Annotated in this window: 10 protein-coding genes, 1 pseudogene and 1 riboswitch; of the genes and pseudogenes, 6 read left to right on the top strand and 5 right to left on the bottom strand. The window is 34.5% G+C overall.

What is annotated here, in order from left to right:
• Positions 1–33 precede the first annotated feature (33 nt).
• The 5 genes from APR43_RS23655 to APR43_RS23635 form a co-directional block, all read right to left on the bottom strand.
• Positions 34–825 carry an SDR family NAD(P)-dependent oxidoreductase gene (locus APR43_RS23655; RefSeq protein WP_053474224.1) on the bottom strand — a complete coding sequence of 264 codons (792 nt, stop codon included), beginning with the start codon at positions 823–825 and terminating at the stop codon, positions 34–36.
• A gap of 49 nt (positions 826–874) precedes the next feature.
• Positions 875–1,456: a TetR/AcrR family transcriptional regulator gene (locus APR43_RS23650; RefSeq protein WP_053474225.1), complete on the bottom strand. Its 582-nt coding sequence runs from the start codon at positions 1,454–1,456 to the stop codon at positions 875–877.
• An 80-nt stretch (positions 1,457–1,536) separates the two neighbouring features.
• Positions 1,537–2,451: an AraC family transcriptional regulator gene (locus APR43_RS23645; protein ID WP_053474226.1), complete on the bottom strand. Its 915-nt coding sequence runs from the start codon at positions 2,449–2,451 to the stop codon at positions 1,537–1,539.
• Between the two features lie 17 nt (positions 2,452–2,468).
• On the bottom strand, positions 2,469–3,302 hold the full coding sequence (locus tag APR43_RS23640) for an SDR family NAD(P)-dependent oxidoreductase (RefSeq protein ID WP_053474227.1): 834 nt from the start codon (positions 3,300–3,302) through the stop codon (positions 2,469–2,471).
• A 63-nt stretch (positions 3,303–3,365) separates the two neighbouring features.
• Positions 3,366–4,823, bottom strand: coding sequence for a PLP-dependent aminotransferase family protein (locus tag APR43_RS23635; protein ID WP_240514991.1), 1,458 nt, complete (start codon positions 4,821–4,823; stop codon positions 3,366–3,368).
• A gap of 106 nt (positions 4,824–4,929) precedes the next feature.
• Here APR43_RS23635 and APR43_RS23630 point away from each other — a divergent pair, with 106 nt between their 5' ends.
• The 6 genes and pseudogenes from APR43_RS23630 to APR43_RS23605 all read left to right on the top strand — a co-directional run bounded on the left by APR43_RS23630 (position 4,930) and on the right by APR43_RS23605 (position 12,458).
• On the top strand, positions 4,930–6,795 hold the full coding sequence (locus tag APR43_RS23630; RefSeq protein WP_053474229.1) for a TonB-dependent receptor plug domain-containing protein: 1,866 nt from the start codon (positions 4,930–4,932) through the stop codon (positions 6,793–6,795).
• Positions 6,796–6,993: 198 nt separating this feature from the next.
• Positions 6,994–7,371, top strand: a complete 378-nt coding sequence (locus tag APR43_RS23625; RefSeq protein WP_053474230.1) for a hypothetical protein — start codon at positions 6,994–6,996, stop codon at positions 7,369–7,371.
• A gap of 124 nt (positions 7,372–7,495) precedes the next feature.
• A pseudogene (locus tag APR43_RS23620) lies at positions 7,496–7,942 on the top strand (transposase); the annotation flags it as partial.
• 123 nt (positions 7,943–8,065) lie between these two features.
• Positions 8,066–8,869, top strand: coding sequence for a DUF2490 domain-containing protein (locus APR43_RS23615; protein WP_240514990.1), 804 nt, complete (start codon positions 8,066–8,068; stop codon positions 8,867–8,869).
• Between the two features lie 86 nt (positions 8,870–8,955).
• A riboswitch (cobalamin riboswitch) is annotated at positions 8,956–9,164 on the top strand.
• A gap of 103 nt (positions 9,165–9,267) precedes the next feature.
• Positions 9,268–11,316 (top strand): TonB-dependent receptor, encoded by a 2,049-nt coding sequence (locus APR43_RS23610; RefSeq protein WP_053474233.1) that lies wholly within the window; start codon positions 9,268–9,270, stop codon positions 11,314–11,316.
• On the top strand, positions 11,313–12,458 hold the full coding sequence (locus APR43_RS23605) for a DUF5074 domain-containing protein (protein WP_053474234.1): 1,146 nt from the start codon (positions 11,313–11,315) through the stop codon (positions 12,456–12,458). Before APR43_RS23610 ends, APR43_RS23605 begins: the two co-directional genes overlap by 4 nt.
• The last annotated feature ends 18 nt before the right edge of the window (positions 12,459–12,476 follow it).

Below are 12,476 nucleotides of genomic sequence, written 5' to 3'. Positions count from 1 at the left end.
GATTTTTATTGTCAAGGCTTTAGAATATTTAGATTAAACAGTTTTTAAAACCCCGCCATCAGCGCGTAAACAAGAACCATTTGTTGCAATCGAAAGCGGACTTGAAAGATAAGCCGCAAGAGAAGAAATTTCGTCTGGATTTATAAAACGCTGCAATAAAGAATCCGGATTTGTCTGCTGAATAATAGCACTTTTCATTTGCTCGACTTCTATATTTTGTAATGAAGCAATATGTTCAATGGTAGCCGCAACGCCGTCAGAATAAGTTGGCCCGCCGAGAATGGTATTTACTGTAACTTCTGTTCCCTTTGTTAATTTGGACAAACCATTACTTACAGCCATCATAGATGCTTTTGTCATTCCGTAATGAATCATATTTCCGGGGATATTCACTCCAGATTCACTGCTGATAAAAATAATTCGTCCTGAATTTTTCTCCAGCATTTTCGGTAAAAGTTTTTGTGAAAGAAGAATACCGCTCATCACATTAATATCAAAAATTTTGTACCAATCTTCCTCTTGAATATCTTCAAAAGCCTTTAATTCAAAAATGCCGACATTATTAATCAAGATATCGATATTGTCTAATTTGCTCAATAAATTTGAAACTTCTTCTTTATTGCTAAAATCAGCTTTTATTCCAGAAACAATTGCATCGGGAAATTCAGCTTTTAATTTTTGTACGGCAAGATTCGTTTTTTCTTCATTTCTGCCGTTAATGATAACTTCTGCTTTTTCATTTAATAACTGTTGCGCAATTGCAAAACCAATTCCCTGAGTTGAACCGCTTATAAAAGCCTTTTTTCCTTCTAATTTTAAATTCATTTTTATTGTTTTAATTTTGTAATGATTGATACATAAATAATCAAAAAAATTAGCTGAGAACAGCTAATTGCATTTCGATTTGATTTTTTAAGACATTTTTGTCGGGGTACATTCGGCGCAGCGTATTTAATCCACACCAAAAAGTGATCAAATATTTCCCTAATATTTCGGGAGCCGTTTTTGTTTGTAAAGTTCCATTTGCCTGTTCAAGCTTTATTGCCTGCGTAAACATTTCTTCAACTTCTTTTAAAATCTGCACCGCATTGGCTTCTAGTTTTTCATCAATAAAAGTCATTTCTACAACCGTATTGGCAATAATACAGCCTTTAAGATGCTCTTTTTCATCTGCGGAAGCGATACTTCTAAAAAAATCCTTAATCAATTCTAAAGGAGAATCACTTTTATTTAATTCAATTTTAAAAGCGTCAAAAGCTAATCGGCGTTCTTCAATGGCTTTTTGAAAAACCTCTTTTTTACCGCCTTTAAACGTATTATAAAAACTTCCGGCTCCGGCTCCGGTTGCTTTTTGCAAATCGCTCAGTGAAGTGGCACTGTATCCTTTTTGCCAAAAAACTTCCTGAGCTTTCTTTATAATATTAGCGTCTTCGTAAATTGTCGGTCTTCCTCGCATCGCAGATTTATTTTGTAATGATCGGTACAAAATTATATAAAAAATAAGCTGAATTCAAAATTTTGAATGATTTTTTAAAATCAGTTAAGAGATTTTTTGAATTGAAGCGGCGTTAAATTGGTTTTCTTTTTAAAGAGTTTGCTAAACGACTGCGAATATTCAAAACCTAATGAAAAGGCAATTTCATTTACACTTAAACTCGTTGTCGAAAGCAATTGTTTTGATTTTTCAATAATATGATTCTGAATATATTGCTGGGTATTTAAACCCGTAATATTTCGAAGTAAATCGGTTAAATAACTGGCAGAAATATTTAATTCCTGCGATAAATACTGCACTGTAGGAAGTCCTTTTTCAATAGGATTTTCTTTCTCAAAATAATCAAATAATAATTCCTCTAATCTGCTTAATAAATCGTGTGCAGCGGTTTTTCGGGTAATAAACTGCCTGCCGTAAAATCGGTTAATATAATTAAGAATCAAGTCCAGATGCGCCACAATCAAATCCTGGCTGTAATGATCAATATTGTTTTTCAGTTCGTCCTGCATTTGCTTTAAAAGCCCTGAAATAATTACATCTTCCTTATCAGAAAGATGTAATGCCTCTGCAATGGAATAAGAAAAAAATCCGTAATTATTAATCGTTTTTCCTAAAGGATAATTTCGGATTAAATCAGTTTTAAAAACCAGCATAAAACCCGTAACAGGATTATCATTGGTCTGCGTAACCGAAAATATCTGATCTGGCTTTGTGAGCGTTATCATTCCTTCATCAAAATCATAATCACGCTGTCCGTATTTAAATTTTCCGTTAACGCCTTTTTTCAAAGTAATGCAATAAAAATCATTCGAAAAATGTTCCCAAATATCGCTGTGTTTATAACTCAGTAAAGCAAAATCAATCACGCTGACCAAAGGATGATCCGGTTTAGGAAGCGCAAATAACTGATGCAGTTCAGAAATACTTTTGATTTTATGTGGAACCGATTTTTTCATCTAAACAAATTTACAAATTAATCGAAATTAGTCGCAAACGAAAGATGTTTCCATGATTCCATTTCTTCGGCTTCGGTTTTTCGATGTTCAATAATCGAGTTAAAACTGTCATTTCCTAAAGGAAGATGCACAGGCGGATTTTGTAAATCTGTAATATTAATTAATATTTTAGCCAGTTTCTTTGGGTCGCCGGGCTGGTTTCCGTCAAAACTTTTCAGCATATTTACGTGCTGCTCTACATTGTAAACGGCAATTTTATTTTTGGCCTGCGCCAAAGTGCTGTCGCTCATAAAACTCGTTCTAAACATTCCCGGCGCAATCGCAGTAACTTTAATGTCGAATTGTTTTGCTTCTTGTGCCAAAGCTTCAGAAAGTCCGATAACGGCAAATTTTGCGGCATTATAACTTCCCGTATTCGCATAACCAATATAGCCCATATTAGAAGCAATATTCAAAATATGCCCTGATTTTTGCTGACGCAGAAACGGCATCACATTTCGGATAATATTTACAGTTCCAAATAAATTGACATCGATTGTTTTACGGAATTCTTCGTCGCTTATTTCTTCCATACTTCCCACTAAATAATAACCGGCATTGTTCAGGACAACATCAATTTTTCCGAAAGTATCAATTGTGGTTTGAATCGCGTTTTTTACTGCTTCATCATTGGTAATATCAACCTGAAGCGGAAGAAAGTTTTCGTTTTGATTTCCAATTTGGTGGATTAATTCTTTTAAATTTCGGGAAGTTGCGGCTACTTTATCGCCATTTTTTAAAACTGCATTTACGGCTTCAAGTCCCATTCCTTTTGATGCTCCGGTTATAAACCATACTTTTTGACTGCTCATAATTTTTTGTGTTTAATTATCAAGCAAAATTCAAAAAAGAATAACTTTAAAAAGTGTTCAAATTCAGGACTTTTGTGTTCCAATCGCTTCAATTGACAGGCATAAAATAGAAACCGCTTTTTCCATTTCTTCTTTTTCTAAATGTCCAAAACCTAATCTTGTGGCGGTTACATCTTTTGTTTGGTATAAAATAGTTTTAGGCAGAAACAAATCATTTTTGGCACATTCTTTTTGCAGCGTAATCAAATTGAATTTATCAAGCCATTCAATCCAAACTGCTAAACCCCGCGCAGGAACTTTAAATTTAATTTTGCCTTTCAGTTTTTCATTCAATAAGGAAACGAAATAATCCCGGCGTTCTTTGTAGATCTTTTTATTTTTCTTGGAAAGTCGATGTACTTCGCCTTCGTTAATCCATTCGGTTAAAACCTGTTCTTTTAAAACGTCAATTCCGGGTTCCAGAATGTTTTGGTGTTTTTCTAATTCAGAAATAAATTCGGGCGGAGCGGCCACAAAACCATAACTAAATCCAGACGGAAGCGATCTTCCAAACGAACCAATATAAACCACTTTTTGATTGGAATCAAAAGCCGCTAAAGGCAAAATAGGATTATTATCATAATGGAAATCAAAATCGTAATCATCTTCCAAAATCACAAAACCGTATTGATTGGCAAGTTCCAGTAATTCCTTTCTTCTTTTGGCACTTAAAGAAATTGTCGTTGGATAATTATAATTGGAAGTCAGATATAAAACCCTGATTTTGGTTTCTTCACAAATCTCTTTTAAGCGATTCGTATCAATTCCGTGCTGATCAACTGGAATCGTAATAATCTGCGCTCCGGTATTCGTCAAAGTCATGTTCGAAATATAATATCCGGGAGAAGCCACAACCACTTTATCGCCGGGAGAAATCAAAACTTTTGTAACGAGGTACAAACTAATTTCGTGACTGCTCGTTGTGAGTAAGTTTGAAGTCGCAATTCGCAATCCGCGAGTAAGATTTAAATAATTTGAGAAATGTGTTTTAAAATTTAAATGCGACCTAATTTGAATCTGTTCGTATGTTTTGGATGTTTTCTGTCTTTTTAATTTTGAAACATAAAGTCGCGCCAAAATATCATTTTGAACCAATCTTAAATCCGGCATTCCGTCATTAAACTGATACGGAAGATTACTGGTTTCGGTAGGGTTTTCAAGAATGGTCGAACGTTTGAATTCAAAACCAATATTGATTTCCTGCGTTTTATTTTCCTTTGGAACTATAAATTCGGCATTACTTTTTTCTTTGTGCTGAGAAAGGATAAAAGTTCCTTTATTAGGAAGCGTTTCAATCCAGCCCTGCGATTCTAAATCCTGAAAAGCTTTTATTAAAGTGTTTCGGTTTACGGCTAAAAGTTTACATAAAATGCGTGTTCCCGGAAGTTTTGTTCCTTCTGGAAGAAATCCCGTTTGTATCGCTTTTATAAATTCAAAAACGATCTGCAGGTAAATTGCCGTGCTTTCTTCTGGCTTAAGCAAGATAAAGCTTTTAAAAGGAATTTGAACCGGACCACTCATAATTACAAAACTGGTATACTTTATTAGTACGGCAAGGTACTACTTTTGCAAAAAAATTAAAACCAGAATGAAAAAAATCTATTTTGCTGTTACAGCATTAATATGTACCAACTTTTATGCCCAGACAAAAAAGGATTCGATTATAGAAATTGATGAGGTAATTATTCATGAAAACCGATTAAGCACGCCAATTTCAAAACAGAACAGAAACGTTTATGTTATTAGTAACGAAACGATTAAAAAATTACCGGGAAGAACACTTCAGGAAGTTTTACAATATGCAAACGGAGTTGACATTAGACAAAGAGGACCTTTTGGAGGACAGGCCGATATAAGTGTAGACGGAGGAAGTTTTGAGCAGACTGTTGTTTTGTTAAATGGTGCGAAAATAATTGACTCTCAAACGGCTCACAATATGCTTAATCTGCCGCTTCCGGTTGAAGCAATTGAAAGAATCGAAATTTTGCGTGGTCCGGCTGCGAGAATCTTCGGAATCAACAGTTTAACCGGAGCAATTAATATTATTACTAAAAAGCCAACAAAATCAGGCGTTTTATTGAGCACTTATGCGGGTTCTAATTTTGAGAAAGATTCTGATGATTCTGGAGATACTTTTTTTGGAACAGGAGTTCAGGTTGGAGCTGTTTTAGGAAAAGAAAAACAGCAGCATTCGATTTTTGCATCGCACGATAAAAGCAACGGATACCGCTATAATACAGGTTTTGAAAACAATAAAATCTTGTATCAGGGAAATGTTCAGGTGAATGATTCGAACGAAATTTTAGGTTCGTTTGGTTATGTAAAAAACGGATTTGGTGCTAACGGATTTTACGCTGCACCGGGCGATAAAAATTCTACAGAAATAGTACAGACAACTTTTGCTAATATTCAGTCGAAACATTCGATTACGGAAAACTGGAAAATTATGCCAAGAGTTACGTACAGATACAATTATGATGATTACAGATATTTAGGAAATAACAACCTGAATGCAGGAAGAAGTCAGCATTATACTAATTCTATTGCGGCAGAATTAAATTCTTCTATCAAAACTGAAAAAGGTGAAATTGGTTTTGGTGCAGAATTCAGAAATGAAGATATTCATTCCTCAAACATTGGCGATCACGATCGTGAAAATGTGGGGATTTATGCAGAATACAAAACGTATTTGTTTGAAAAACTGAACGTGAATTTAGGAACTTATCTTAATTATAATTCAGATTATAAATGGCAGATTTATCCAGGGCTTGATGCAAGTTACGAGTTGACAGACGAGTTTAAGGTTATTGCTAATGTGGGGACTAGTCAAAGGATTCCTTCGTTTACAGACTTGTACTTGAATCAGCGTCCGGGAAATATTGGAAATCCTGATTTGGAATCAGAAAATGCTTTTCAAAGTGAATTCGGGTTTAAATTCAACAGAAAATCTTTAAACTTAAATGTGAATTATTTTTACAGAGAAATAAGCAATTATATTGACTGGACCAGAATGGTGACAACGGTGCCGTGGCAAAGTCAAAACTACGGTGATTTAATTACTAACGGAATCAATATGCGTGGATCATACAGTTTTAATTTTTCTGATGATTCGAAAATGAATTTCACTTTAGGATATTCTTACTTAGATTCTAAATTTAAAGATACCCGCGACGAACCGTATTCTAAATATTTGATTTCGTCTTTAAAACATCAGGTAACCAATACGATAGATTTTCAGCATAAAGATTTCTCCGTTTTATTGGCAACCCGTTTTAACGAAAGAGTTACCGGAGCTTCTTACTGGATTAATGACGCCAGAATTAGTCAGTCTATTAAAAAGTTTACCATTTTTATTGATGCACAAAACATTTTCAATACTACTTATTATGAAATTGGAGCATTTCCTTTGCCGGCAAGATGGTTCAGTTTAGGTGCAAAATTTGTTACTTTTTAAATACAAAGGTTAGTTATAAAAAGGGGAAAGGTATTCGATATCTTTCCCCTTTTTTTGTGTCCTTTTTCTTTTGTAAAAAAGTAAGAAAAAAAATAAAAAAAGGTACGCATTACGGATAATTAAATAAAATCAGATCTATAAATTTGTGTCAAGTACCACAAGAAATAACATTTTAGAATCCTATTAAACCCAAAACATATGTCTGATTTTTTAAAACAATTTGGAGAAGATCTTAAAAAGAACGTACCTGGTTTTATCGCAGTTTCTGTAGCAGAAATCAAAAGCGGAATGTCTTATTATTCACAATCAGCTTTTAGCGATTTTGATCCGGAACTCGCATCTGCCTATAATCTTGAAGTCGTCAAAGCAGAAATGAACGCCATAAGAGCTTTAAAATTACAAGGTCAGGTTGTTGATAACGTTATGATTACGCTTACTTCTCAAATTCATATTATTGATGTTTCTGATAACGGAGAGTATTTTATTTATTTAGCAGTAGATTCGACCAAAGCAAATTTGGGTATGACAAAATCTATATTGAATAAGTATAAAAAAGAAATAGCCCACAAACTGTAATTGCATTTTTTTATAATTTTAAAAGAGGATTTTCTAATTTGAATTTCCTCTTTTTTATTGAAAATCGTTTTTTGTAAGCAAAGATTTAGTTTATATTTAGTTTCTGAAAAGAGATTTTTTTTTAATGGAATTACGGCAATATTTCGAAAAATACAATGACGAAGAAACCTGCATTGAGGAATTTAAAAACAAACGACTGGAAAACGGTTTGGTTTGTAAAAAGTGCGGGCATAATTCCCATTCTTTCAGAACAGTCGATTTAAAATTTCAATGTAAAAAATGCAAAAACAGAATCAGTCTTCGATCCGGAACCGTGATGGAAAACTCCAATTTACCCTTTAGATACTGGATGATTTGTATTGAATTAATGACACTTTCTAAAAAGAAATTCTCCATTTTACAATTGCAATATCTTTTAGGACACAAACGCTACGAACCTATTTGGCTGATGGTTCAGAAAATCCGTTTGGTGATGCATAAACGAGACGAAAAATATATGTTACGTGCTTATTCTGAGTTTGATTCTGAATTTCTAAGGGAAATTGAAAAACTTACTTTTTCAAAAAAGAAATAAAGTAAAACTTGGTTTCATATTATAATCTGCAACATTAAATCCTTTAAGCATAACGCACAGCCTTTTTATCTTTGTTATACTCCTGTTTAGGCTTTATTTTAAATAAGTAAACTAAGATTTATGAGTACGATTAAAAAAGGTTTTCTGCTATTATTTTGTACTGCGTTTATACAAATTGTAAAAGCGCAGGATGCTCCATATTCTATTGGTTTTATTCCCGCATCAATTGAAGAAGGAGATATTGCTTTCCCAATTTATGAAAAATGGCATTTAAGCGGACAGGCCGATTTTCAATTGGTGACGCAAGGTGCATATACCAATGGAAATCCTTTTGCTTATACACAGCGTGTTGTAGTTAGGCCGTGGCTAATTTATTCCGGATTTAAAAATATAAAACTGTGGCTGGGTTATGCTCACAATCAAAAATATGCCGTAGAAGAAGCAGGAAATTATGAAACCTTAGAAAACAGACTTATTGTAATGGGAACTTTTTCTCAGGATATGCCAAAAGGCTCTATTTTTGAACAAGTGCGTTTTGAAACCAAATTTTTTGATGACAGAAACGGAGTTCCGCAGACAATTCCGCGATTAAGAGCAAGATTTGGTGTGAATCATTTTCTGCGTCAAACTAAAGAAAAACCTATATTTTTAGCACCAAACATTGGCTATTATACAGAATTGATGCTAAAGTTTGCTTCAAAAGATTATGCCGAAGAGCATTTTGATATTTTTCGATTATCAGTTTACTACACGGCAGGTATAACGCCCAATATCCATTTTCTGGCTGGCATCATTGGTCAGATGCAGCTGCGTGCCAACGGAAATCAGTTTGATGTGTATTACGGGCCAATGGTTTCTGTAAAATACAGTATCACACCTAAAGAAAGAGAAACTTTTGACAGCGTCGACGGCGGTGCTGATTAATTTAATTTAGTTCTCGAAAAGACTTCTTAATTTTTTAAATAAACTTATTTTACCAATTCCTGCATCATTTTTTTCAGGATAGTTCTATCTTTGCGCCAGATTTTGGTCTGTTTTTTCAAATTTAATGAAAAAACAGTTAAAAGGGAATCAGGTGTAAATCCTGAACAGACCCGCTACTGTAAGTTCTATATAAGTCTTTAAACACTACTATTGCCATTGTCCCGATTTTGCGGATGAGAAGGCTGTTTTAAAGATGGAACAAGTCAGGAGACCTGCCACAATCACATAGTTTAAGACTTTCGTGGAATAAAGTTAACAACAAGAATTGACCTGTTATTTACATAGCAGGATTATCTCTTTTTGCTATTACATCCCGAAGTTTATTTAATTAATTGGTGATGTATTATAGAAAAAAAATACTCTTATTCGTTTTCATACTTTTTGCTCCGTTTGTACTTCATTCGCAAGTAGAAACTGATAGTTTGCGGGTTTTAAAAGAAGTAATCTTAAAAGGAAAACCTTATCAGGAAGTTATTCCGGTGCAGACACTTTCGGGAAAATTACTCGAAAATTTAGCGAGCCATAATGTTGCCGATGCGCTTCGGTATTTTGCCGGAACTCAAATAAAAGATTATGGCGGACTTGGCGGTCTTAAAACCGTCGACGTTCGTAACATGGGAACACATCACGTTGGTGTTTTTTATGACGGAATACAATTAGGAAATGCACAAAACGGCGTCACCGATTTAGGAAAATATTCCCTCGACGACATGGAATCACTAACGATGTATAACGGACAGAAAAGCGAAATATTCCAATCAGCAAAAGATTTTGCGGCGGCTTCTACAATTTATTTGAGAACAAAACGTCCGGTTTTTATTGGCGATAAAAAAACAAATCTCTTAGTACGTTTCAAGACAATGTCCATTAATTATTTTGATCCGTCTTTTAGATGGGAACAAAAATTAAGCGACAAAGTCAGCATGAGTTTTAGTTCTGAATACATAAAATCGAACGGAGAATATAAATTCAGATACAAAAGAAACAATCTCGACGGAACGGTTGCTTACGATACCACAGCCACGAGACATAATAGTGATATTGAAGCTTTAAGGGTAGAATCCGGACTTTACGGAAAAATAAATAAAGGTTCCTGGGATGCCAAAGTGTATTATTATGATTCAGACAGAGGAGCGCCGGGTGCGATTGTGGAAAACAAATTCTCAGACGGTTTCAGGCAATACGACAAGAATTTTTTCACTCAGGCATTTTTGGTAAAAGACTTTACCGAAAAATATAAATTTCAGGCAAGAGCAAAATTCGCTTACGATTATACACATTACGTTGCCAGAGATACCACAAACATATTAGGCGAAACCGTAACCGAAGGCGCACAGTCTGACGATAGTTATTATCAGCAGGAATATTATATCTCCGCAGTCAATATGTACAGCATTTTATCCAATTGGGATGTTTCCTTGTCTACAGATTTTCAATACAACCGATTAAACGCTACAAGAAGAGGAATCCAGACTCAATTCTCTTACCCGCAGCGTTATACTACATTAATTTCTTTAGCCAGCACTTATAGAATTGGCGGTTTTAAAGCTTTAGGAAGTGTTATTGGAACCAATGTTCAGGAAGAAGTTCGCTACAACGCAAAAGCTCCAGATAAAACAGAATTTACTCCGGCCTTATTTTTAGGCTATACACCATTTAAAAGTTACGATTTTAACCTGAGAGCATTTGCAAAACGAATTTTCAGAATGCCCACTTTCAACGATTTGTATTATACCATGATTGGTTCAAGTACTTTGCGACCAGAATATATGAACCAATACGATATTGGACTCACGTATAACTTTCCTCAGAATAAAGGGTTTTTCGACAAATTCTCTTTTCAGTTAGACGGTTATTATACCAATACAAAAGATAAAATAATCGCCGCGCCAACCGGAAATCTTTTCCGCTGGATGATGACGAATATTGGTCAGGTAAAAGGAAAAGGAATAGAATCTGTTTTGAATATGGGAACGCATTTTGGCAAAGTAAATCTTGCTGCAAATCTTACTTATACCTATTCTGAAAGTAAAGATTATACCAAATTTGGCGGTCTTGAATTATCCTCTTACGGAGACCAAATTCCGTACACGCCGTGGCACAGCGGTTCAGGAATTCTAAATGCCGATTATGAAACCTGGAATTTCAACTACAGTTTTATTTATGTTGGAAAACGCTATAACGGAAATGTCAATAACATAAAAATTAATGAAGTTCAGCCGTGGTATACGCATGATTTAGCCGTTCAAAAATCATTTGCATTTCATAATTACAAATTAAAAGGCGCAGTAGAACTCAACAATGTTCTCAACCAAAATTATGAAGTGATATACAATTATCCAATGCCGGGCCGCACAGTGAAATTTATAATAAGTATTGAGCTATGAAAAAGATAACCGCAAAAATAATTCTCAGTTTATGTATCATTCTGGCTTTTGCTTCCTGCAGAGAAGACGAAATTATTTTTCCGTCAACAGATAAAAGTGTTGCTGCACCAAGAAGCGACGGAAATATCGAAGGTTTTTATCTTCTGAACGAAGGAAATATGGGAATGAACCGCGCCAGTATTGACGTTTTTAATTACAGAACCGGAAATTATACTACGGATATTTATTCGGAACGAAATCCAACTGTTGTAAAAGAATTAGGCGACGTAGGAAACGATATTAAAATTTATGGGAATAAAGTCTACGCTGTAATCAATTGTTCCAACAAAGTTGAGGTCATAGAAAAATGGACAGCAAAACGCATCAAAAAAATTGATATTCCCAATTGTCGTTACGTGACTTTTTATAAAGACAAAGCGTATGTGAGTTCGTATTCTGGTCCAGTTGCCATTGATCCAAATGCAGAAATTGGTTTTGTTGCCGAAATTGATACAACATCATTAGAAATAAAAAGAAAAGTAACTGTTGGCTATCAGCCTGAACAAATGGTAGTTCATAACGGAAAATTGTATGTAGCAAATTCCGGAGGTTACAGAGTTCCAAATTATGACCGAACTGTTTCTGTAATTGATTTGGAAACATTCAAAGAAATCAAAAAAATAGATGTGGGAATCAATTTGTACAGCATGCAGATTGACAGCCGCGGTGATATTTATGTGAGTTCCAGAGGGGATTATTACAACACGCCTTCGAATCTTTTTGTAATTGATACCAAAACCGATGAGAAAAAAATGCAGTTAGATATTCCGGTTTCAGATACTTGTCTGGTCGATGATTTACTTTATTTCTACAGCGTATCGTGGAGTTATTTAACCAATAGCAACAAAATTATTTACGGAATCCTCGACACGAAAACCAAACAAATAATCACGGATAAAATCATTACAGACGGAACTGAAAAGCAAATTATGATTCCGTACGGACTTCAGGTAAATCCAGAAACGAAAGAAATTTATATCACCGATGCCCAGAATTATGTCGTAACAGGTTATATCTATTGCTTTACGCCAGAAGGTAAATTAAAGTGGAAAACAACGGCTGGAAATATTCCGGCGCATATCGCTTTTATAACTAAGAAGTAAAGTGTAAAAAACTAATTA

The organism is Flavobacterium sp. NLM, from assembly GCF_002210235.1.
Lineage (GTDB): Bacteria > Bacteroidota > Bacteroidia > Flavobacteriales > Flavobacteriaceae > Flavobacterium > Flavobacterium panici.
The sequence above is the reverse complement of the archived record's forward strand: the minus strand, read 5'-3'. Positions and strand labels throughout refer to the sequence as shown.

Bases quoted from the DNA above. Each gene is read 5' to 3' on its own strand.
- APR43_RS23640 (WP_053474227.1), bottom strand. From the start codon at position 3,302: ATGAGCAGTCAAAAAGTATGGTTTATAACCGGAGCATCAAAAGGAATG.
- APR43_RS23625 (WP_053474230.1), top strand. From the start codon at position 6,994: ATGTCTGATTTTTTAAAACAATTTGGAGAAGATCTTAAAAAGAACGTA.
- APR43_RS23605 (WP_053474234.1), top strand. From the start codon at position 11,313: ATGAAAAAGATAACCGCAAAAATAATTCTCAGTTTATGTATCATTCTG.
- APR43_RS23645 (WP_053474226.1), bottom strand. From the start codon at position 2,451: ATGAAAAAATCGGTTCCACATAAAATCAAAAGTATTTCTGAACTGCAT.
- APR43_RS23610 (WP_053474233.1), top strand. From the start codon at position 9,268: ATGTATTATAGAAAAAAAATACTCTTATTCGTTTTCATACTTTTTGCT.
- APR43_RS23650 (WP_053474225.1), bottom strand. From the start codon at position 1,456: ATGCGAGGAAGACCGACAATTTACGAAGACGCTAATATTATAAAGAAA.
- APR43_RS23655 (WP_053474224.1), bottom strand. From the start codon at position 825: ATGAATTTAAAATTAGAAGGAAAAAAGGCTTTTATAAGCGGTTCAACT.
- APR43_RS23630 (WP_053474229.1), top strand. From the start codon at position 4,930: ATGAAAAAAATCTATTTTGCTGTTACAGCATTAATATGTACCAACTTT.
- APR43_RS23615 (WP_240514990.1), top strand. From the start codon at position 8,066: ATGAGTACGATTAAAAAAGGTTTTCTGCTATTATTTTGTACTGCGTTT.